This is a genomic window from Sorangium sp. So ce302 (assembly GCF_051530145.1).
Classification (GTDB): Bacteria; Myxococcota_A; Polyangia; order Polyangiales; family Polyangiaceae; genus Sorangium; species Sorangium cellulosum_B.
This window is the reverse complement of record NZ_CP150326.1, coordinates 9,403,179-9,424,056: the sequence shown is the minus strand read 5'-3', so window position 1 is coordinate 9,424,056 and position 20,878 is coordinate 9,403,179. Positions and strand designations below refer to the sequence as shown.

The 20,878-nt window shown below is 70.0% G+C and carries 19 protein-coding genes; 2 read left to right on the top strand and 17 right to left on the bottom strand.

The window, feature by feature from the left end; translation table 11 throughout:
* Positions 1-217 precede the first annotated feature (217 nt).
* The 8 genes from WME73_RS35715 to WME73_RS35680 all read right to left on the bottom strand — a co-directional run bounded on the left by WME73_RS35715 (position 218) and on the right by WME73_RS35680 (position 7,519).
* Positions 218-862, bottom strand: a complete 645-nt coding sequence (locus WME73_RS35715) for a hypothetical protein (RefSeq protein WP_437740827.1) — start codon at positions 860-862, stop codon at positions 218-220.
* 422 nt (positions 863-1,284) lie between these two features.
* Positions 1,285-1,764 carry a hemerythrin domain-containing protein gene (locus tag WME73_RS35710; RefSeq protein WP_437740826.1) on the bottom strand — a complete coding sequence of 160 codons (480 nt, stop codon included), beginning with the start codon at positions 1,762-1,764 and terminating at the stop codon, positions 1,285-1,287.
* Positions 1,765-2,087: 323 nt separating this feature from the next.
* Entirely contained in the window at positions 2,088-2,801 is a 714-nt protein-coding gene (locus WME73_RS35705) for a pirin family protein (RefSeq protein ID WP_437748067.1), read from the bottom strand.
* Between the two features lie 118 nt (positions 2,802-2,919).
* Positions 2,920-3,879, bottom strand: a complete 960-nt coding sequence (locus WME73_RS35700; protein WP_437740825.1) for a GNAT family N-acetyltransferase — start codon at positions 3,877-3,879, stop codon at positions 2,920-2,922.
* A gap of 70 nt (positions 3,880-3,949) precedes the next feature.
* A complete protein-coding gene (locus WME73_RS35695; RefSeq protein ID WP_437740824.1) occupies positions 3,950-5,125 on the bottom strand; it encodes a hypothetical protein in 1,176 nt (391 codons plus the stop codon).
* Positions 5,122-5,352, bottom strand: a complete 231-nt coding sequence (locus WME73_RS35690) for an acyl carrier protein (RefSeq protein WP_437740823.1) — start codon at positions 5,350-5,352, stop codon at positions 5,122-5,124. The genes WME73_RS35695 and WME73_RS35690 overlap by 4 nt, the downstream gene beginning before the upstream one ends.
* 15 nt (positions 5,353-5,367) lie before the next feature.
* Positions 5,368-6,177: an acyltransferase gene (locus WME73_RS35685; protein ID WP_437740822.1), complete on the bottom strand. Its 810-nt coding sequence runs from the start codon at positions 6,175-6,177 to the stop codon at positions 5,368-5,370.
* 313 nt (positions 6,178-6,490) lie between these two features.
* Positions 6,491-7,519, bottom strand: coding sequence for a lysylphosphatidylglycerol synthase domain-containing protein (locus WME73_RS35680; RefSeq protein ID WP_437912439.1), 1,029 nt, complete (start codon positions 7,517-7,519; stop codon positions 6,491-6,493).
* Positions 7,520-7,642: 123 nt separating this feature from the next.
* Here WME73_RS35680 and gor point away from each other — a divergent pair, with 123 nt between their 5' ends.
* Positions 7,643-9,070, top strand: a complete 1,428-nt coding sequence (gor, locus tag WME73_RS35675) for a glutathione-disulfide reductase (RefSeq protein ID WP_437912438.1) — start codon at positions 7,643-7,645, stop codon at positions 9,068-9,070.
* A gap of 148 nt (positions 9,071-9,218) precedes the next feature.
* Entirely contained in the window at positions 9,219-9,809 is a 591-nt protein-coding gene (locus WME73_RS35670) for a DUF420 domain-containing protein (protein ID WP_437544022.1), read from the top strand.
* Positions 9,810-9,996: 187 nt separating this feature from the next.
* On the opposite strand, the gene WME73_RS35665 is transcribed toward WME73_RS35670, so the two are convergent.
* From WME73_RS35665 to ureG, 9 genes are all read right to left on the bottom strand, one after another.
* On the bottom strand, positions 9,997-11,502 hold the full coding sequence (locus WME73_RS35665; protein WP_437852079.1) for a hypothetical protein: 1,506 nt from the start codon (positions 11,500-11,502) through the stop codon (positions 9,997-9,999).
* Positions 11,503-11,601: 99 nt separating this feature from the next.
* Positions 11,602-12,261, bottom strand: a complete 660-nt coding sequence (locus WME73_RS35660) for a sulfite oxidase heme-binding subunit YedZ (RefSeq protein WP_437740818.1) — start codon at positions 12,259-12,261, stop codon at positions 11,602-11,604.
* Positions 12,262-12,263: 2 nt separating this feature from the next.
* The gene (gene msrP / locus WME73_RS35655) at positions 12,264-13,298 is read right to left on the bottom strand and encodes a protein-methionine-sulfoxide reductase catalytic subunit MsrP (RefSeq protein ID WP_437912437.1); all 1,035 of its coding nucleotides are present in this window, start codon (positions 13,296-13,298) and stop codon (positions 12,264-12,266) included.
* Between the two features lie 47 nt (positions 13,299-13,345).
* Complete coding sequence (locus WME73_RS35650; RefSeq protein WP_437740816.1) at positions 13,346-14,128, bottom strand: DUF5995 family protein; 783 nt, start codon at positions 14,126-14,128, stop codon at positions 13,346-13,348.
* Between the two features lie 1,165 nt (positions 14,129-15,293).
* Entirely contained in the window at positions 15,294-16,067 is a 774-nt protein-coding gene (locus WME73_RS35645; protein ID WP_437740815.1) for a succinate dehydrogenase/fumarate reductase iron-sulfur subunit, read from the bottom strand.
* Complete coding sequence (locus WME73_RS35640) at positions 16,067-17,980, bottom strand: fumarate reductase/succinate dehydrogenase flavoprotein subunit (protein WP_437912436.1); 1,914 nt, start codon at positions 17,978-17,980, stop codon at positions 16,067-16,069. The genes WME73_RS35645 and WME73_RS35640 overlap by 1 nt, the downstream gene beginning before the upstream one ends.
* Positions 17,981-17,999: 19 nt before the next feature.
* Positions 18,000-18,695 (bottom strand): succinate dehydrogenase cytochrome b subunit, encoded by a 696-nt coding sequence (locus WME73_RS35635; RefSeq protein WP_437740813.1) that lies wholly within the window; start codon positions 18,693-18,695, stop codon positions 18,000-18,002.
* A gap of 147 nt (positions 18,696-18,842) precedes the next feature.
* On the bottom strand, positions 18,843-19,703 hold the full coding sequence (locus WME73_RS35630; protein WP_437740812.1) for a response regulator: 861 nt from the start codon (positions 19,701-19,703) through the stop codon (positions 18,843-18,845).
* Between the two features lie 318 nt (positions 19,704-20,021).
* On the bottom strand, positions 20,022-20,876 hold the full coding sequence (ureG, locus tag WME73_RS35625) for an urease accessory protein UreG (protein ID WP_437912435.1): 855 nt from the start codon (positions 20,874-20,876) through the stop codon (positions 20,022-20,024).
* Positions 20,877-20,878: the final 2 nt, after the last annotated feature.

The window sequence follows — 20,878 nt, the reverse complement described above, 5'->3', positions numbered from 1 at the left end:
GGCGTGCTCGAGTGACGCCGATTGCGAGGGCTTCTGCGTGCTCGGGAGATGTGAGGAAAAGCCGGGGATGTGTTTCCTGAACTGACCCGCTTCGACGGAGTCCCAGCGGGGCTCCCGCAGCGCCGTCCCTGATTCCGCGCCGCGCGACGACCCCCTCCCCGGGGGCCGGGCGCATCGGCAAGACCTTCCCCGCAGGACGACCCTGGGCGGCGCGCTGCTACCCCTTCTCCGCGCCTCGGATGACCATCGTCACGAGCAGGTCCATCATCCTCGAGAGGTCTTCCCGGACCGCTCCGTCGGGGAGCGCCGCGAGCCGCGTCGCGACGCGCTCCAGGAACTGCTGCCTCGCCCGCTCGAAGCCCGGCACGTGCTGGTCGTGCAGCGCGCAGGTCACCAGCTCGTGATCGAGCAGCCGCCAGAAGAACTTGCCGTCGACGGTCGTGGCGCCGAGCCTCCCCGTGAAGCCGACCACCGCCCGCGCTCCCGCGTCGAGGAGCCTGTCGAACAGCGGCCCGTTCGCGGTCTCGCCACAGCAGAAATAGAGCACGCGACCCCGCGCCCAGAGCTCGATCTCCTGCGCAGGGCTCTCGTGCGAGAGCAGGATGCCGTCGGGCGACTCGTCGTCCACAACGCAGCTCGTCTTGCCGTGGGACGACACCACGATCGCCCGGAATGAATTGCCGGTGCTTTCGGCGCGCGCGATCTGGCGGAGTATCCTCCTCCGCTCCGCGCTGGCACGTCCGAACGGTACGATGGAGAACTGCTCTCCCATACGCCCGTAGAGCTGCGTGCGTCCGGCCGCGAACCACGCGCTGTCCGGGTCGAAGGATGTGTCAATCGAGAGTACAGGTCGAGCCGTCATGCTACCTCCGTCGCAGATCCCCGGTGAGCGTCGGGCATCGCTCGCTCGTGCGCCAGACTGCGCCCGCTGCGCCGAGCAGCTGGCGTACGCCATCAGGCCCTGCCCATCGGCTTCTTCGCACCATGCTCTCTTCCCGCGGCCATTCCGACCACTGCCACGAGACTCGCAGCAGTCTAGAATAACGACCGTGGGGAAATTCCTACTAGAAAAATCGCATTCGCTCCGACGAATTTTCAGGTTTCTCTGACTTGTACGGTGGCGCCGGCGCCTGCATGCGGCTCAGGTTTTTACGTCCGGCTTCAGCACGCGCGTGTTGCGTGAGGGTATCTTTTCTAACAGCCGTCGCTTGGCTGCGTGGGCTTGCGTGTGCGGGCGCTCACGGCGCCGGGGCCATCGGGGAGAGAGTGCTGGAGGGGCATGGCTCAGGGGAGGGGCGCTGCGGCGTCGGTCTGGCCCAGGACGAGCCTGCGGGGCTCCCCCTGCTGCAGCGCGCGCATCCTCGCGTCCATCTGCTGCCCGAGCGCTTCGCGCGCGCCGTCGTCAAGGAGCTTCCTGACCTTGGGGAACAGGTGCTCTTCCTCCTCCTTGTGGTGGTGCTCGAGCTGCTCGGCGAGCACATGGAGCTTGGCCCCGAACGTCTCGTCCGCGGCGTCGAGGGCCACGAGATCGGCCAGCACCCGCTTGATGGACAGGTGCTCCTCCAGCGACTCGAGGAGGATATCCTCGGTGCGGCGCGCCCGGACGGCCGGGTAGAAGTCCTGCTCTTCGATCGTGATGTGGGTGGCGAGGAGGTCGGCGGCAGCGGAGAACTGCGCCGCGGTGACGGAAGAGGCCTCCTTCAGCTCGGAGAATCGCTGCTCGAGCTCGCGGTGGTGGCGTACGAGGAGATCGATGGCGTCCATGAGATCTCTATGGAGCGTATACCGCCGGCGAGCAAGCGGGAGAGACGCGCAAAGCCTGCCAGATCGAGATTCACGGATTCAGCCGCCTCGTGGCGCCGGAACAGCAGCGCGGCGGCGGCATGGCGCGTCTGCGGGGGTCGAGCGAAGAGGGATGACGATCATGGCAGTATGTCGCGCCGCCGCCCGCAAGGTGCCTGTTTGCCCCAGGGAGCTCCCTTGCAGGCGGCAGGCCTCTCCTGACGCCGTGGATCATGGGCGCGATCTCCCGCTGTCTCCTCTGTCTCATCGAGCCGCCGGCGAGCGGAGCGCGCGAGAGCCGCCCCTCAGGCGAGGTCGAACAGCAGCACCTCGCCCGCGCCCTTCCCGACGAGGTGGAGCGACTGACCTGCTCCGCCCGCGCCGGGGGCTCCGATGGCCGCCGCGTCGCCGGCCTCGAGCAGCGTCCCGTTCAGCTCGACGCTCCCGCGCGCGACGTGGACCCAGGCGTTTCGGCCGGCCGGGAGCTCGTAGCGCGCCTCTTCGCCTTGCCCGAAGAGCCCCGCGAACAGGCTCACGTCCTGGTGGACCGTGACCGAGCCCTCGCGCCCGTCCTGCGAGGCGACGAGCCGCAGCTTGCCCTGGCGCTCTTCCTTCGAGAACGCCTTCTGCTCGTAGCTCGGCGCAACCCCGCGCCGATCCGGCACGATCCAGATCTGCAGCAGGTGGGTCGGGCCCGCCTTCGAGGTGTTGTGCTCGCTGTGGTACACGCCCGTCCCCGCCGACATGCGCTGCACCTCGCCTGGGCGGATGATCGACCCGTTCCCCATGCTGTCCTTGTGCGCGAGCTCCCCCTCCAGGACATAGGTGATGATCTCCATGTTCTGGTGCGGGTGCATCCCGAACCCCCGCGACGGGGCGACGCGGTCGTCGTTGATGACCCGCAGCGCACGGAAGCCCATGTGCTCCGGATCCTGGTAGTCGGCGAACGAGAACGTGTGGAACGACTGCAGCCACCCGTGGTCGGCATAGCCCCGCTCGCCAGAGCGCCGGATCACCATCGAAGAAGTGTTGTTGCTCATGGCCTCAACATGCGCCTGCCGATCCATCTTGTGAATCGGCATTGTTCTCATGGGAACCATCTGCAATGTAGATGGATGCCCCTGGGACACCGTTGCGTCAGACGACCTCGAGGTTGGTCGTCTCGGCGTCCAGCCAGGGCCCGCCCTTCGGGTGGATCACGAACGCGTCGAACGTCGCGGCCGTCGCGCGCACGCCGGCCGGCCTGAGCTGATCCTGGGGGACGATCGCCAGGTTCGGCGCGCTCACCGTCGGCGCGGTCGTCTTTCCGCCGAAAGCCTCCGACGCCGCGCGCATCACCGCCGCGAGCCGATCGGCGGTCGGCTCCGGCAGGAAGAGCGCGCCGAGCGTCGCCACGCGGTCGATCCCCCGGGCGGTCGCGATCTCCGACAGGAACACCACCGCGGCGCCGACGGCGCGGCCCGCCTCCTCGACGAGCAGCAGCCGGCGCGGCCGTGGATCGCGGAGGGCGTGCTCGAGGTGCGCCGCGTCGGGCGCCGACCACAGCACGCGCTCGCCGCTGCACGCCGCCATCACGGCGAGCACGTCCTGCACGGCCGATGCCGGCGCGGCCACGGCCCGCGGCGGCGCGGCGCTCGCCCGGGGGAGAAAGCCGTGGTTCCGGCACGCGGTGAGCTGCTTCAGCTCGAGACCCACCGCCGCCACCGCCTTGAAGAGCACGCGCTGCGCGGGCGCGGACCGCGCCTCCACGAACACAGCGATGGGCAGGCGGGTCGCCCGGAGGCCGGCGAGGAGCTCTGTGTACAGCCGGCTCGCCAGCCCTTGCCCCTGGAACTTCGGCCGCACGCTCACGAACGAGAGGACATATCCCTCCGACGTGGCGCCCCGGAACCGGAAGCGGCGCGGCGCGACGCCGATGAAGCCGGCCGGCTCGCCGCCCTTTCGCGCGAGCACGGCCTGCGGCGACGGGCCGGGGAAGCCGAACTGCCATCTCAGGTAGCCGGCCGTGTAATGGAGGGTCGGCGGAGGCCACGCCTCGCGCAGGACGAAGCTGGCCTCCTCCGCCGCCGCGACCGGATCGACGCGCTCGAACTGCATGGACGCGAAGCCTCTCAGATCCCCCGGGAAACAGAACTGCGAGCAAGCGACGAAGCGGCGATGCGCCGCTCTACAGGGTTGCCATTTCGGGAGCGCGCCGCACGACATCGGGCCAGCCGGCCGGATCGTCGCCGTGCTGGGCCAGGAACGCGTAGACCCACCGCTCCAGGCCGAACGCGATGCACACGCTGTGCATCGGGCCCGCGCCCTCGACATCGCAGCTGAACGCGCGGCCGAAGAAGTCGGTATGGTAGTTCAGCGAGCCGGCCGCCACGCGCTCGCCCTCCGGGAGCATCAACGAGATCTCGTATTTCGTCTCGCTGCTGATCTGGAAGTACGTCTTGGCGGCCGCGTCCGGCGCGATGAAGAACGGGTCGCTCGCCGTCCGGATCTCGCCGGCGAGCCGGTGCTCGTCGAGGTAGCGCGCCACGATCTCGTTCCCCTGCTCGCGCAGCGCGAGGACGTCCTCCCGCGACCCGAGGAAGACGATCTCCCGCATCGTGAACTCCCAGAGCCGCCGCAGGTCGACCATCTTGCTCGACTCGTAGCGGAAGCAGCGGCCCGCGAGGGCGTAGCGCGCGCCGCCAGCCGGCAGCACCCGGTCCCGGTTCGCCGCGTACACGTGGTAACAGACCGCCGGCGAGAGGCACACCTCCGGCTGCGCCATGTCGCTCAGCGCGCGCTCGTCGAGCGTGTCCCGGTCCTGATGCCGCGCCCGGAAATCCTCGATGAGCGGCATGTCCTCCGGCAGATGGCACGTGAACGTGACGATGTGAGGGAACGAGCGGAAGTAGTCGCACTTCGCCAGCGTCGCCGCCGGGATCAACGTCGGCACGAGGATCGGGCTCGGCGAGAACGGCGCGCCGAGCGCCTCCAGCGAGCGATCGAAGTAGCGGTAGAGCCGCAGCGGGATGCCCTCGAGGGCGACCTGGCCCTGGCCCATCTGCGTGATCCCGGCGGGGAGCGCGCCGCCCCGGAACTCCACCCGATCGCACGCCGGGCTGCGGTACACGAGCTTCCGCGTGAGCTGGCGCAGGCTGCGCTGCATGGTGCGCGCGATGCCCTCCGCCGCCTTCGCGAGGTCGGCCGCGCGCTCCTCCGGGGCCTCGAACTCCAGCGCGGCGCCCTCGCGGACGAAGCGGATGTTCGCGATCTCCTTCGAGAGGAAGGCGATCTGCTTGGGTATCTCCTCCTGCGCCATCTCGGTCGCAGGCGCCGCGAGCTCGACGGTGACGACCCTCCTCACGGCGCGAGCTCCTGGATGAGGGAGCTCAGCGCGCGCGGCGTGCGGGCGACGCTGAACCGGTCGTCGGGGAGCGCCACGTTGAACAGGTCCTCCAGCTCGGTGAGCAGCTGGAGCGCTCGAACCGAGGAGAACCCCGCGTCGTAGATGTCGTCATCGGGCCTGATCGCGGCGGGCAAGCGGCCGACCGTGACGATGACATCGATCACCTTCTCCACCTCGATCACCATGAAAGAACTCCAGGGTTAAGATGCGTTGTCGGAGCCCGAGCGACGCGCAGCGTCGTCCGAGCCGTGCCTCTTCGCGCTCGCATCGGCGCGGTCCGCCACGGGCCCGATGGGCGGCGGCGGCTCGGTCGCCCGGAGTGATGCCACCCGTCGGGCCGGATTGCCAGCGACGACGGTGTACGGAGGGACATCGGCCATCACGATGGATCCCGCCGACACCACGCTGCCCTCGCCCACCGTGACCCCCGGGAAGATCGTGGACCGGGTCCCGAGCCAGACGTTGTCCTCGATGACGACCGGCCGCACCTCGGCGTCCGAGGGAGGCAGGCCCCGCCTCCGGGCCTCCGGATCGCTCGGGTGGCCGCTCGAGTCGAGGATGAAGACGCCCGCCGCGATCATGCAGTGCTTGCCGATGGTGACCGACTTGCCGACGACGATCCGGCAGCCGTGCCCGATCCCGGTGTTGTCGCCGATCCGCAGCGTGGGGCGGTCGCAGAACCGCGCGGCGAAGATGAAGTCGGTCTTGCCGTCGAGCACCACGTTATCACCGAGGATGATGTCGCCCCGCCCATTGATGAAGTGGATGAAGGTCCCCGTCCGGACACCCTTGCCGTACTGCACGCAGTGGGACTTGAAATGCGGTTCGCAGACGAGCACACGCGCACCGAAATAATACACCTCGCGCGCGGCCTCGAACGCCATGCGCATCGGGACCACGAGCGGCCGCGGCGCGGGCAGGGTGAAGCTGAGGACCTGCCGGCGCACGTGGCGTATGGCGCGCGCGACGTCGTGATCGGAGGAGGCGAGGAAACGAACCAGATTCTTCATAGAGGGTCGCTCGGCGCGGACTGGTCCAGTCTGCGATGTTCAGCGGGTCGCACGCGGCCAGAAGGACGAAACGAACGCCAGGGGGCCGGAGACTATAACCCGAAACTCGCCACGCTGAACCTGCTCTTGGCCGACCTATCTCTCTTTGGCCTCTGCAGGGCCTCTTTGGTCTCTGCTGGGCCTCTTTGGTCTCTGCTGGGCCTCTGCTGGGCCGCTCTTCCGCCGCTCTCCGGCTCTATGGCAAACCATGCGCCAATCGACGTTGGCGAGTAGCCTGGTTGCAAGATTCCAAATACCGTGATGGCGAGCCGCGTTACGCCGCGTCATGGCCGGACGGGGGAGCGTCCGTGGGGCGCTTTGCCTCCATATGGGGCAAAACGCCCCGGAGGAGGGCCAGGCCGAGCGCGGCCTCGACGAGGGTGAGCGCCACGGCCCACGTCGTCGTCGAGGCGGCGATGGCGGCCAGGCGTGCGTCGCGCGTCGCGCCGGCCGCGAAGCCCTCGAAGAGCGCGGCGGCGAGCACGTCGCGCGTGCCGAAGCCTTGCGGCGTGATGGGGAGCGTCACCGCCACCATCAGGATCGGGATGTACGTGAGGGCGGCTCCAAGGGGAACGCGCACGTCGAAGAACCAGAAGGGGAGCCAGGTGCCGGCGAACAGGACGAGGAGATGCGGGATGCGCGCGGCGAGGGCGACGAGGTGGCCGCGCACGCCCGCCTCGAAGAGCGGGGCGAGGAGCTTCGCGCGGGCGAGCCGGGCCGGGCGCAGCGCGAGGATCGCAAGGTAGAGCGCGCCCGCCGCGAGGAGCAGGGCGGACCCGGCGAGCGGCCCGCCGTTCGCGGGCACGGCGACGGCGCCGAGGAGGAGCAGGCAGCCGAGCCACGACGCGTACACGACGAGCGTCGCGCCGGCGACGCGCGCGAGCGGCACGGCGTGCACGCGCGCGAGGAAGACCGTGATGAAGGCTTGACCGACGTGGTGGTTGAGCAGCGACGGGAGGTAGGAGGCGCCGCGGAGCACGAGGAAGTCGCGGAAGGCGACGGGCGCGATCAGGCGGCGGTAGACGAGGACGGTCGCGAACGTGTCGGCGCCGAGGAGCGCGAGGACGAAGAGGGCGGCGAAGGCGACGAAGAGCGGGGCGTCGACGCGCGACAGGGCGGCGCGGAAGGCGTCGAAGTCGAGCCGGCCGAGGACGAACGCGACGAGCGCGGCCGCCAGCGCGAAGGGCAGGGCGCGGCGCGCGCGTCCCGCGAGGCGCGGCGCGGGACGCTCCTGCAGGTCGCCGTCGCGCGGGCGCGGTGACGGAGCGTCGGCGAAGGTTCCAGTGTGGGGCGAGGAGCGCAACGGCGGGACCGTAGCAGAATCCCCGCGCCGGTGGCCGAGCCGAAGCCGGAGGGAGCGGAGCCCGTCGCGCGCGACCGCACGGCGCGCGGCGACCGCGCCCCACATGGGGCATAGTCGTCCGCCATGTCCAAGTACGATTACGATCTGTTCGTCATCGGCGCCGGCTCCGGCGGCGTGCGCGCAGCCCGCATGACCGCTTCCTACGGCGCCCGGGTCGCCGTCGCCGAGTCGCGCCACCTCGGCGGCACCTGCGTCAACCTGGGGTGCATCCCGAAGAAGCTCCTCGTCTACGCCTCGCACTACGCCGAGGACTTCGAGGACGCCGGCGGCTACGGCTGGACGGTGCCCGGCCACGGCGCCAGCGGGAACGGGCACGCCGGCCCGTCGTTCGACTGGTCGACGCTCCTCCGCAACAAGGACAAGGAGATCGAGCGCCTGAACGGCGTCTACGAGCGGCTCCTGAAGAACTCGGGCGCCGACGTCCGGCGGGGGCACGCCCGGGTCGTCGATCCCCACGCCGTCGAGATCGACGGCGCCAGGATCACCGCCGAGCGGATCCTCGTCGCGACCGGCAGCTATCCCTGGATCCCCGATCTCCCCGGGCGCGAGCTCGCCGTCACCTCCGACGACCTGTTCCACTTCCCGACGATGCCGCGGCGGGCGGTCATCGTCGGGGGCGGCTACATCGCGGTCGAGCTCGCCGGCATCCTGCACGGCCTCGGGGCCAAGGTGTCGCTGATCCACCGCGGCCTGCACCTCCTGCGCGGCTTCGACGACGACATCCGGGCGTTCCTGGCCGCCGAGATCCAGAAGAAGGGGCTCGACCTCCGCCTGGGCGCGAGCGTCGAGAGCATCGCGCGGCAGGGCGACGCGCTCGTCGCGACGCTCGCCGACGGCACCGAGCTCGCGGCCGACTGCGTGCTGTACGCGACGGGGCGCCTGCCGAAGACCAAGGGGCTCGGCCTCGAGGAGGTCGGGGTGAAGCTCGACGAGGAGGGCGCCGTCGTGGTGGACGACGCGTTCCAGACGTCGGTCCCGTCCATCTATGCGCTCGGCGACGTGATCTCGCGCGTGCAGCTCACGCCCGTGGCCATCGCCGAGGCGATGGCGCTGGTGAAGACGCTCTTCCGCGGCGAGCGCGCGCGCGTGGACTACGCCGGCATCCCGACCGCCGTCTTCAGCCAGCCGAACGTCGGCACCGTCGGCCTGTCCGAGGCGCAGGCGCGAGAGCACCACGACGTCGCCATCTACCTCTCGACCTTCCGCGCGCTCAAGCACACCCTCTCCGGGCGCGAGGAGAAGACGATGATGAAGCTCGTCGTCGACCGCGCGACCGACCGGGTGCTCGGCGTCCACATGGTCGGGCCCGACGCCGGCGAGATTGTCCAGGGGTTCGCCGTCGCGCTGAAGTGCGGCGCGACCAAGGCCCAGTTCGACGCGACGATCGGCATCCACCCGACCGCAGCCGAGGAGTTCGTGACCATGCGCGAGCCGCTGCGGAACGCAGATCGCAGCCCCACGCCGATGGGGATCGCGCCGAGCTCCGCGTAGCCCGGGGTCACTCGGGGCGGCTCCGTCCGCGCCCGTCCGCTTCGGTCCGTCTGCGAGCGCTGGCGGTCGTCTCCATCCGCTTCCGTCCGCTTCCGTTCGCTGATCCGAGGTCGCCCGCTCGCGTTCGCGCTCGGCGCGCTCCTCTGGTATGGACCGCGCGATGTCGTCCCACGCCTCGAGCCACTTGAAGCCGGTCGGCCTGCTCGCCCGCACCAGCGACCGATCGTTCTACGCCTTCAATGCCGTGCTCTCCGCGGCCGCGCTGGCGTTCCTCGCCTACATCCTCATCATCCGGCGGGGCGCGGGCGGCGCGGATCTCCGCTTCATGCCGCCGCTGAACGCCGCCTTGAACGCGACGGCCGCCACGCTCCTCGTCGCGGGCTGGATCGCGATCAAGCGCCGCGCGATGGTCGTGCACAAGTACCTGATGGTCTCGGCGTTCGCCGCCTCGTCGCTGTTCCTCGTCGGCTACCTCGCCTATCACTTCGTCCACGGCGACACGAAGTACCAGGGCACCGGGCCGCTGCGCGCCGTCTACTTCGCCGTCCTCATCTCGCACATCGTGCTCTCGGCGGGCATCGTGCCGCTCGCGCTGACGTCGTTCTACTTCGCCTACAAGGCGAACTTTGCGAAGCACGCCAAGGTCGCGCGGGTGACGCTGCCCCTCTGGCTCTACGTCTCCGTCACCGGGGTGCTCATCTATTTCATGCTCCGCGGGAGCACGCCGGCGGTTCCCTGAGCGCCGCTCACGAAAGTACGCCGCAGCGCGCCGAACGACGCCGCCGAGCCCGCATGCCGAGCAGAGCGGCGGTCTCCCGCACAGGAGACGGGCCCAGATCGGCGTTTTCGGCGCGCAAGCGCACTCCGGTGCGCTGAGCACCGAAAACGTCGAGGTGGGCCCGTATCCGAAGCGGGTGACCGTCGCTCTAGAAGTCCTTGATGCTGCCGCGGCGCCCCTGGAGCCCTCCGAAGACGTACCGGTAGGCCGAGAGCACCGCGTACGAGAGCTCTTCGTACTGGTAGATCTCCTCCATCAGCGGGATCGGATCCTGATAGAGCGTGTCGCTCGCCACGATCCTGGGCCACGGCAGGCGGTCCGGGTCGGCGCCAGGGACGCCGGCCTCCTTCATGACCTTGAGGAACTCGTGGGCGAGGAGGCCCTGGCCGATGACGCTCGGGTGAACGCCGTCGAGGCTGACGATGCCGCCGGCCTTGCGGCGCCCGGCGCGATCGACGTGGTAGAAGCGGGTGTCCATCGGCGGCGCGACGTTGGCCGCGAAGTATGCGGGGAACTCGTACGACGGCTCGCCGCCGGTGCGCCGGTACGCGAGCCGGTCCAGGCCGCCGGAGACGTCGACGAGGTGATACCGGGGCGTGCGGTGGCGGGCGTTCCTCTCCTCGATGAGCCGGACGAGCTGCGCGTTGCAGGCGTCGACCGTCTCGTCGATGCGCCGCGCGTCCGCCGCGGTGAGGTGCGGCGCGCCCGCCTCGATCAGGCGGGTGCCCCGAGCGAGCGGGGGATAGGTGTAATAGGGGTAGTAGCGCGGGAGGCCGGGCAGCGGGTCGCCGACGCCCGTGGCGATCGGCACGATCGTCACGTGAGGCACGTTGGCCACGAACACCCGCCAGCCCGGGCTCTCGTTGCGCCGCATCAGGGTGTCGACCCGGTCGAGCAGCTCGCCGTACTCGGCGACGAAGTCGTCGGGCATCCAGAGGTTCCACTGCGCCCGGGTCCGCTCGTCGAAGCTGAGCGAGGCCGGCCGCCGCTCGGGCCTGTCCTCGGTCGCCGCGACGCTGAGGAGGATCGCCGAGCCGACCGCGTTGTTGGGGCCGAGCCAGAGGAGGAGGTTCTCGACGCCCTCGCCGCGCGCGTGGTGGCCGAGCCAGTCGAGCTGGCTGTACCCGTCGAGGCGCTCGTCCCGGGACGGGTTGAGGACGCGGAGCGCGGTCCGGTAGAACGCCGCGTTGGGCCCCTGGAAAAAGCCGTCCTTGGCGCCGGGCGCCGCCGCGATCCGCTCCCTGCAGAGCCTCGGGGTCACGAGCCACGCGTCGGCCACGTCGAAGCCGTACACCGAGACGTTGTGGAACCAGGGCACGCTCCCGCCGCGGTAGCGGCCGGCCCCCTCGCCGCGCTCGTAGTACTCCTCGGCCACGTCGAGCACGCGGTTGATCTCCAGGAGGACGGCGGCCCACTCGAGCCTGTCGATCGTGGTGCCGAAGGCGAGCTGGAGGCGGCGGAGCACCACCTCCAGATCGAGCAGCAGCCCGTGGGCCGGGTAGTCGGGCACGCGGTACGCCGGGCTCGACAGCGCGTCGCCGACGTCGACGCCGAGCGCATGCGCGATCCACGTGGAGTAGGCGAGCTGGGTGCGCGCCGCGCCGAGCGACATGAAGCCTTGAGAGATGCTGTCCCCGATGGTGAAGAGCCTCATGATGCCGTCCTCACGCGTTCCACGTCGAAGCCCCATGGTATCCGAACGCGCGGAGCCGCGCGGCAGGTTCGTCGCGCGGCGACGGCGCGACGCTGGCGCTCAGCGCCGCGCCGCGCGTCTGCGCAGGATGGCGCTCGCGACGCGCACGGCGAAGAGGAGCGCGAGCAGCGCCGCGTAGATCATCGGCTCTGTCGCGTCCTTCTTCACGCGGAGGAAGAAGTGCACGATCCCGAGGACGGCGGCGGCGTAGGCGAGGCGGTGCAGGCGCTTCCAGCGCGCGGCGCCGAGGCGCTTCAGCATGCGCGCGGTCGACGTGGCCGCGAGCGGGACGAGCACGAGGAGCGCGACGAAGCCGGCGAGGATGAAGGGGCGCTCCGTGATGTCCTCGACGATCGCGCGTACGTCGAGGCCCTGATCGACGATCGCATACGTCAGGAAGTGGGCGCACGCGTAGAAGAACGCGAGCAGCCCGAGCGCCTTGCGGATACGCAGCGGAAAGGTCCAGCCCGACACGAGCTTGAGCGGCGTCGCCGCCAGCGAGGCGACGAGCAGCACGAGCGCGAGCAGGCCGAGCTGGTTCAGCGCCTCGGCGACGGGGTCCGGGCCGAGCGCCCCGGCCCCGGCGCGCAGGCCGAGCACGACCAGCGGGATCAGCCCGCCGGCGACGACCGCGGGCGGGAGCCAGCCGAGCTTCCGACCAGCCGGTACACCGGCGGCGACAGCGCGCGGCGGCGACATCGTCCTCGCTTGCGCGCGCATCGTCAGAAGCTCTCCCGCAGGTCCATCCCGCTGTAGAGGCCGGCGACCTCCTCTGCATAGCCGTTGAATGGCAGCGTGGGACGGCGACGCAGCTCACCGATCCTCCGCTCCGTCGCCTGGCTCCAGCGCGGGTGATCCACCGCGGGGTTCACGTTCGCATAGAACCCGTACTCGTCCGGCGCGGCGCGGCTCCAGCTCGTCGCCGGCTGCCGCTCGGTGAGCTTGATGCTGACGATCGATTTGCACCCCTTGAAGCCGTACTTCCACGGCACCACCAGGCGAATGGGCGCTCCGTTCTGGCCGAGCAGCGATTTGCCGTAGAGGCCCACGGCCAGCATCGTGAGAGGGTGCATGGCCTCGTCGATCCGGAGCCCCTCGACGTAAGGCCACTCGAGCACGTCGCTCCGCTGGCCGGGCAGCTGCTCCCGATCGAGCAGCGTGGTGAACTGGACGTACCGGGCGCGAGAGGTCGGATCGAGGCGCCTGAGCAGCGCGCCCAGCGGGAACCCGAGCCAGGGGATCACCATCGACCACGCTTCGACGCAGCGCATTCGATAGACGCGCTCCTCCAGGGGAAACCATCGGAGGAGGGTGTCGAGGTCGATGACCTCGGGCTTCTTCACCTCTCCCTCGCACGCGATGGCCCAGGGGCGGAGCCTGAGCCGTCCGGCGTTCTGGGCCGGCTCCGACTTGCTCAGGCCGAGCTCGTAGAAATTGTTGTACGAAACGATGTCCTCGTAGGAGGTCCGCGCTTCGTCGGTGACGAACGGGTCTCTCGAGCTCGTCCCGGAGGACGACGCGCCGGCGGCCGGCGGCCCCGGCGGCGCTGCCGCGCTGCCGAGCGGCGTGGCCTCGCCGCCGGGGGCGCCGGCCGCCGAGAGGCGCGCCGCTCCGCCCGTGAGCCAGACGAGGCCGCCGCCGATGGCCGACGCGGTGCCGGCGAAGAGCGCCGCGTTCTTGAGGAGCTCGCGCCGCCGCAGGTAGAGCGCTGGAGGGGTGATCTCGCCGGCGGGCGGTTCCTTGGGCAGCTTGCTCATGCCCCCATTCTACGATCGGGCGGGGCTCCGGTTGCGGTCGGCCGCGATCACGCGGCCCTTGACAGGAGGCGGAGCGCCGTATGCGGCGCCTGGTAAAGCGAGGGCAGCGCGAGCATCTGGGCGATGCGCGTGGAGCGCCGCTCGATCCCGCGGGAGAGCGCCGCCCGCTCGCTCCCGCTGCGCGCGGCGAGGAGCGCCAGGACGTCGTCCCAGACCCGCTCGCGCCACCGCGAGAGCATCTCCATCGACACCCAGACCGCGACCTCCGGCGCGGTCTCCAGGAAGAACGCGCTGAGGGGGCAGCCGTGCCGCGCGGTGAGGCGCGCGAGCGCCTCGATGACCGAGGCGCGGAGCAGCGCATTGATCTGATCGTGATCGTGCTTGAGCCGCGCGAGCATCGCCCGGTCGGCGCCGTGCCCGAACTCGACGATCGTCGCGTGGATCCCGAAGATCAGGTCGTAGTTGATGTGGGCGCTGAAGCCGAGCAGCGCGTTCTGCACGGGGGGCGTGAACCGCGACGCCGTGCTCGCGTACGCGATGTGCCAGGCGCCGCAGTCCTGCGCCGCGCCCCGATCGTACGAGCCGAGCGTCTCGAGGTACCGCTCGCAGAACCGGCCCGCGAGGCGCGAGATCCACGCCGGCTCGAGGAACATGCCATCGCGTCGCTCGACCTGCGCCGCGACCGCGCGCGTGACGATACCGTAGACGTCGGTGAAGGCCGCTCGCCGATCCCCCGCGGCGAGGAGCCGATCCGTCACGGTGTCGAGAACAACGGCAGCATCGTGGACGCTCGTCGGATGCAGATTAAGGCCGTCGATGCAGCACCTCATGAAGTTCCCCTCCTACTTCTTCGCTCGTGCAAGAGACCTGTCTGATGTTCGAACTCCCGCATCCGACCAGCCTCGCAGACCCCGGCGCGCGCCGAAGGCGCGCAGCACGAACGGTGCAGCAGGGCGCCGTCAGGCGATCTGCCCGGCCCCGGTCGGTCTGGTTTGCGGTCCCGGTGCGCGTCGTTCCCGTGTGGAAAGCGGATCTCCTGACCCGCCGGGAGAAAGGTCGCCGCGGCCGTTGCCTCTGGCTTCTCCTCCTGCCGGCCCTCCCCTCGAACCGGCTTCCGCAGAAGAGCGATACTCGATGCGATCCTCGACGCGCTCGCCGCGGGATGCCCCCCCTCGCTGCGGCGCTCTAAGTTCGACCTAGTCTACGACATGGTGTGGGGTGACCACAATTGTCTTATGACGTCTGATCCCGTTCAGGACAATTTCGAGGTTATTCCAACTCGTGACCTCGAACAAGTGCCTGTTGACCCTGACACGTTTCATTGAGGCGCGGGAGAGCGCCACGGCATCTTCGCGGTTGCGCTGCTACTGGAGCGACGGCTCGTCACACTCGGAAAGCCCTCACTGGCATGGGCGCGAGTCGCGACGAGATGTTCTCGAAACATGCCGAGTGCTTATCCCACGTTGACTGTACGGTTGGTGCTCGCGATGTGAAGATTGTTTAGGAAGTACCTGAGTCGATGATCAGGAAACTCCCGGTCTGTTTTCCACAGGTGGCCCGCAAAATCTTGTGTTTTTGGTGAAAAATTGTACGAAAACGGGGGATGACGGCGGTCTCGTGCCACACCTGCGGCGGCCGTCGGGATCGTGCTGGCGCACCCGCGGCACCAGGGCTCGCCTGTCATGCCGCGGGGCCCTGCTCGGGTGAGCCTCGCGCCGAGGCGCTGCAGCCTGCGCCTGCAGGCACCGGGGGCCGGCCGTACGGGCGGTGATGGGCCGAAGGGCCGGCCTGCCCCCGCGGGCCACAGGCGCACCCTCGGCGCGGCGCGTCGGGCGGCGAGCCGGTGGTCCATCCGGGGCGCGCCCGCCCTGGCGGCGGGGTGACGGCGACGGAGCGCCGCCGTTCATGACGTGCGGGAGGAGAGCGTGTGATGTCGAGGAGAGGCGAGGGAGGGGAGGCGCCGCCGGCTTCGGGCGAGGCCGGCGGTGCGGCGCCTCAGCCGGTGCCGCCCTTGGCCTGCACGTCGCGGTGGACCAGCGTCGCGCGCAGGTAGTCGCGGTTCATCTGCGCGATCATGTCGAGGGGGATCTCCTTCGGGCAGACCGCCTCGCACTCGCCGACGTTCGTGCAGTGGCCGAAGCCCTCGACGCGCATCTGGGCGACCATGTTGAGGCTCCGCTGTTCGCGCTCCGGCTGGCCCTGCGGCAGGAGGTTCAGGTGCGTGAGCTTCGCCGCGGTGAAGAGAGAGGCGGACGCGTTCGGACAAGATGCGACACAGGCGCCGCAGCCGATGCACGCCGCCGCGTCCATGGCGCGCTCGGCGACCACCTTCGGCACCGGGATCGCGTTCGCGTCCGGCGCGCTGCCCGTCGACACCGAGACGAAGCCGCCCGACGCGATGATCCGGTCGAACGCGCTGCGGTCCACCGCGAGGTCGCTTACCACCGGGAACGCCTGGGCCCGCCACGGCTCGAGCCACAGCACGTCGCCGTCCTTGTAGTGACGCATGTGCAGCTGACACACGGTCGTCCCACGGAGGGGGCCGTGCGCCTGGCCGTTGATCATGAAGCCGCACATGCCGCAGATGCCTTCGCGACAGTCGTGATCGAACGCGATTGGCTCCTCACCCTTGAGGATGAGCCGCTGATTGAGCACGTCGAGCATCTCGAGGAAGGACATGTGCTCGCTGACGTCGGGCACCTCGTACGTGACGAACCGGCCCGCTTCGTACTTGCCCTTCTGCCGCCAGACATGGAGGGTGAGGCGCATTATTTGTAACTCCGCTGCGTGGGGTGAACCTCGTTGAACTGGAGCGGCTCCTTGTGGAGCTCCTGGGCCTGGCCTTCGCCTCGCCATGCCCAGGCGGCGACATAGGAGAAGCGGTCGTCGTCGCGCTTCGCCTCGCCCTCGGGCGTCTGGTGCTCCTCGCGGAAGTGCCCGCCGCACGACTCCTCCCTGTCGAGCGCGTCACGACACATGAGCTCCGCCAGCTCGAAGAAGTCGGCGACGCGCGCCGCCTTCTCGAGCTCCTGGTTCAGGCCGGTGCCGGTCCCCGAGACGCGGACGTCGCGGTGGAACTGCTCGCGGAGCTCCGGGATCCGCGTGAGCGCGCCCTTGAGCCCGGCCGCGTTGCGCGCCATCCCGCACGCCTCCCACATGATCTTGCCGACCTCGCGATGGAACGAGTCGGCCGTGCGTGAGCCGTTCGCGCCGAGCAGCTTGTTCAGCCGCGCGCTCGCGTCGCGCTCGGCGTCCCTCACGGCGGGGTGGAGGTCGTCGACCCGCTCGAGCTTCGTCGACGCGAGGTAATCGCCGATGGTGTAGGGGATGATGAAGTACCCATCCGCCAGGCCCTGCATCAGCGCGCTCGCCCCGAGCCGGTTCGCGCCGTGGTCGGAGAAGTTCGCCTCGCCGAGCACGTACAGGCCGGGGATCGTGCTCATCAGGTTGTAGTCCACCCAGAGCCCGCCCATCGTGTAGTGGATGGCCGGATAGATGCGCATCGGGACGCTGTACGGGTCGTCGCCGGTGATGCGCTCGTACATGTCGAAGAGGTTGCCATAACGCTCGGCGATGGCCGGCTTGCCGAGGCGCCGGATGGCGTCCGAGAAGTCGAGGTACACGCCGAGCCGCGTCGGCCCCACGCCGCGGCCCTCGTCGCATACCGCCTTCGCCGCCCGCGACGCGACGTCGCGCGGCACGAGGTTGCCGAAGCTCGGATAGCGGCGCTCGAGGTAATAGTCACGCTCGCCATCGGGGATGAGCTCCGGCGGGCGCGTGTCGCCCGCGTTCGCGGGCACCCAGATGCGGCCGTCGTTGCGGAGCGACTCGCTCATGAGCGTCAGCTTCGACTGGTAGTCGCCCGAGACGGGGATGCACGTCGGGTGGATCTGCGTGAAGCAGGGGTTGCCGAAGAGCGCGCCGCGCTTGTGGGCCCGCCAGATGGCCGTGGTGTTCGACCCCTTCGCGTTCGTCGAGAGGAAGAAGACGTTGCCGTAGCCGCCCGACGCGAGGACGACAGCGTCGCCGAGGTGCGTCTCGAGCGCGCCGGTGATCAGGTTGCGGGTGATGAGGCCGCGCGCCTTGCCGTCGATGACGATGAGGTCGAGCATCTCGGTGCGCGGGTACATCTTCACCTTGCCGAGGCCGATCTGCCGCTCGAGGGCCTGGTAGGCGCCGAGGAGGAGCTGCTGCCCCGTCTGGCCTCGCGCGTAGAACGTGCGCGACACCTGCGCCCCGCCGAAGGAGCGGTTCGCGAGCACGCCGCCGTACTCGCGCGCGAACGGCACGCCCTGCGCGGCGCACTGGTCGATGATGTTCACGCTGATCTGCGCGAGCCGGTACACGTTGGCCTCGCGCGCGCGGTAGTCGCCGCCCTTCACGGTGTCGTAGAAGAGGCGGTAGATGCTGTCGCCGTCGTTCTGGTAATTCTTCGCGGCGTTGATGCCGCCCTGCGCGGCGATGCTGTGGGCGCGGCGCGGAGAGTCCTGGAAACAGAAGCTCTTCACGTTGTAGCCGAGCTCGGCGAGCGTCGCGCTCGCCGCGCCCCCGGCGAGGCCGGTGCCGACGACGAGGACCGTGTACTTCCGCTTGTTCGCCGGGTTGACGAGCTTCAGGTTGAAGCGGTGCTGGTCCCACTTCTTCTCGATGGGACCTTCGGGGATCTTCGCATTGAGCTGCATGATGACGGAGGCTCCGGGCTCAGCGGACGATGCCGAACAGGACGGCCAGCGGGACGGATGAGAAGCCGGCGAAGAGCAGGATCGACGACGCGGCCGCGAGCTTCTTGAGCGCCGGCGTGTAGCGCGGATGGCTGAAGCCCACCGACTGGAACATGCTCCACGCGCCGTGGTAGAGGTGCAGCGCGAGCAGGCCCATCGCCACGACGTAGGCAATCGCCGCGGGCGCCGAGCTGAAGCCCTTCACGACGTTGTCGTAGGCGTCGAGCGGCACGAAGTCGGGGTGCACGGTGCCCGTCGTCAGGTGGAGCAGGTGATAGACGATGAAGGCGGCGAGGACGCCGCCGCTCAGCAGCATCGTCCGCGCGGCGACGTTCGGGCGCCGCTGCCCCTTCACCTGGTAGGGGACCGGCCGGGCAGCGCGGCTGTGCTGCGCGAGCGTCACGCCCGTGTAGACGTGGACGATGAGGGAGGCGAGGAGGACGATCCGCGTCCCCCAGAGCAGGGAGGGCGTCCCGTGGAGGAAGGCGGCGTAGTCGTTGATCTTCTCCCGGCCGAGGAAGACCTGCAGGTTGCCGGTCATGTGGCCGATCACGAAGCCGAAGAAGATGACGCCGCTCAGCGCCATCGCGATCTTCTTGCCGACGAGGTCCCGGTAGAAGGTCGCGGCGCGCTGGGCCCTGGCGGGGAGAGTCGATGGTGCAGCGGTGGAGCTCATCGCTCCCCTCCTTTAGTGGGGTGCGAATGCGTTCGCCAGAGGGAATCTTGAGCTCGATCGCCGAAGAATTTGCGGGCGCTCGCCGCAGATCTCGGCCCGGACGCGCCGCGCGCGGCCGCGCGCCTCATCATCCTTCCCGCGCGCGCGTCAGGCGGCGCAGGGGCCGAGCGAGCGCCGTACCTTGTGACCGTAAAAGGCGAGCGCGAGCTCAATCGCGAAGATGCCGATGGCCTGCTCCTCCTGGCTGGTGAACGCCGGCAGGCGCTCGTCGCGGAGCACCACGAGGCCGCCAAACGAGCTCTCGCCCAGGCGGAGCGGCGCGACGATGGCGGCGCCGAAGCGATCGCCCTCTGCGGTGCAGAGCAGATCGGGCGCGTCGTCCGCGGACAGGCGGACAGGCGCGAGCGCGCCCTCGATGCGCCCGGCGAGCCGAGCGATGAAGGCCGCGGACACCTCGGCGCCGGAGGCCGCCTGGTACAGGGCGGCCCCTTGATCGAGCGCCAGGGAGAGCGCCGCGCTCGTCGTATAGACGACCTTCGCCGCGAGATCCACGGCGCGCTCGGGGAAGTCGTCCCGCGAGAGGGACGCGACAAGGGCGGCGCTCGCCTGGTGGACGGCCGCGACGGCGTCGAGGTGGGTGCGCAGCATCGCCGCCTCGAGCAGCCGCTTCAGGTCGTCGATGTCGTAGGGCTTCTCCAGCATGTCGTACGCGCCGCGCTCGATGCACTCCACGGCGGCCTGCGCGCTCGAGCACGGGGCGCCGACGATGATCTCGAGGTCCGGGCCGAGCGCCTTGAGCGCGGCGATGGTCCCGGCGCCCTCCATGCCGAGCGCCCCCACATCGGCGACCACGAGGTCGAAGCGGCGCGCCTTGACGAGCTCGATCGCCGCGAGCCCGCTCTCGGCGCAGGTGACGTCGAAGCCGCCCTGGTTCAGCTCGAGCGCGAGCCTGTCGAGGACCCTCTTCTCGGCGTCTACCACCAGCACATGGGGTCGGGCCTGGCTCACTGATGCCTCCTCCTCTCGTCTCCAACGGGTGCGCCGCGCCGCCTCGCCATCCGGCGCTGCCGTGATCGCGTGGCGACCGCGGCGGTCGTGGTGGAAGCCGCTCCGCCCGGCGGAGCCCTCTCCGCCCTCTACCACCCGTCCGAAGTCCGCCTACGGTCCAATAGAACCGGTATTCCAGCGAAACGGAAGTCGAAGCGGCGTTGCCGCTGCCCTCCTCTAACAGGGTACGGCGCCGCGCGCCCGGCGCGGATGTGCTCCGGTATGCCGACTCCTGTGGAGCGTGAGCGCTTCTCGCAGCGGGAGGCGCGCGATAGAGGCCTATTTCGCGGGAGGCGCCGTGGTGGTCGCGCGGCGCATGGCGGAGAGGATGTGGTCAATGATCTCGGGGACTCCTTGGCTCCGGTTGCACTGCGCGAACAGGAACGGCCCGTCGCCCCGCATCCTCCGGGCGTCCCGCTCCATGACGCCGAGGTCGGCGCCGACGTGCGGAGCGAGATCGGTCTTGTTGATGACGAGCAGATCCGACTGCGTGATCCCCGGTCCCCCCTTGCGCGGCACCTTGTCGCCGCCGGCGACGTCGATCACGTAGATCGTGTAGTCGACGAGCTCCCGGCTGTACTGGGCGGCGAGGTTGTCGCCGCCGCTCTCGACGATGAGGAGCGCGGGCGCGACGTGATCCATGAGGTCGTCGAGCGCGACGAGGTTGTGGCTGATGTCCTCGCGGATCGCCGCGTGCGGGCAGCCCCCGGTCTCCACCGCGCGGATGCGCTCCGGCGGCAGCGCCTTGTTGCGGTGCAGGAACTCGGCGTCCTCCTGGGTGAAGATGTCGTTCGTGACGACGCCGAGCGGCATCCTGTCGCGCAGCGCGCGGCAGAGCGCGAGCACGAGCGCCGTCTTGCCGCTGCCGACGGGCCCCCCGATCCCCACCGTGAACGCGCGCGCCGAGAAATCGCGGTCCTTCGGCGCATCCCGCTCGCTGAAGAGCCCCGGATGCGCCCAGTGCTCGTGCGTGTGCCCGTGCGTGTGCTCGTCTCCGTGCCCATGCGCGTGCCCGTGGCCACCCCCGCGAACGTGGTCGTGGTCGTGGTCGTGGTCGTGGTCGTGAACGTGGTCGTGGTCGTGGTCGTGGTCGTGGCCGTTGTGCCCGTGCCCGTGCTCGCCGGGGTCGTGCATGC

Coding starts and splice junctions, on each gene's coding strand:
- WME73_RS35715 (WP_437740827.1), bottom strand. CDS start 862: ATGACGGCTCGACCTGTACTCTCGATTGACACATCCTTCGACCCGGAC.
- WME73_RS35710 (WP_437740826.1), bottom strand. CDS start 1,764: ATGGACGCCATCGATCTCCTCGTACGCCACCACCGCGAGCTCGAGCAG.
- WME73_RS35705 (WP_437748067.1), bottom strand. CDS start 2,801: ATGGTGATCCGGCGCTCTGGCGAGCGGGGCTATGCCGACCACGGGTGG.
- WME73_RS35700 (WP_437740825.1), bottom strand. CDS start 3,879: ATGCAGTTCGAGCGCGTCGATCCGGTCGCGGCGGCGGAGGAGGCCAGC.
- WME73_RS35690 (WP_437740823.1), bottom strand. CDS start 5,352: ATGGTGATCGAGGTGGAGAAGGTGATCGATGTCATCGTCACGGTCGGC.
- WME73_RS35685 (WP_437740822.1), bottom strand. CDS start 6,177: ATGAAGAATCTGGTTCGTTTCCTCGCCTCCTCCGATCACGACGTCGCG.
- gor (WP_437912438.1), top strand. CDS start 7,643: ATGTCCAAGTACGATTACGATCTGTTCGTCATCGGCGCCGGCTCCGGC.
- WME73_RS35670 (WP_437544022.1), top strand. CDS start 9,219: ATGGACCGCGCGATGTCGTCCCACGCCTCGAGCCACTTGAAGCCGGTC.
- WME73_RS35665 (WP_437852079.1), bottom strand. CDS start 11,502: ATGAGGCTCTTCACCATCGGGGACAGCATCTCTCAAGGCTTCATGTCG.
- WME73_RS35660 (WP_437740818.1), bottom strand. CDS start 12,261: ATGCGCGCGCAAGCGAGGACGATGTCGCCGCCGCGCGCTGTCGCCGCC.
- msrP (WP_437912437.1), bottom strand. CDS start 13,298: ATGAGCAAGCTGCCCAAGGAACCGCCCGCCGGCGAGATCACCCCTCCA.
- WME73_RS35650 (WP_437740816.1), bottom strand. CDS start 14,128: ATGAGGTGCTGCATCGACGGCCTTAATCTGCATCCGACGAGCGTCCAC.
- WME73_RS35645 (WP_437740815.1), bottom strand. CDS start 16,067: ATGCGCCTCACCCTCCATGTCTGGCGGCAGAAGGGCAAGTACGAAGCG.
- WME73_RS35640 (WP_437912436.1), bottom strand. CDS start 17,980: ATGCAGCTCAATGCGAAGATCCCCGAAGGTCCCATCGAGAAGAAGTGG.
- WME73_RS35635 (WP_437740813.1), bottom strand. CDS start 18,695: ATGAGCTCCACCGCTGCACCATCGACTCTCCCCGCCAGGGCCCAGCGC.
- ureG (WP_437912435.1), bottom strand. CDS start 20,876: ATGCACGACCCCGGCGAGCACGGGCACGGGCACAACGGCCACGACCAC.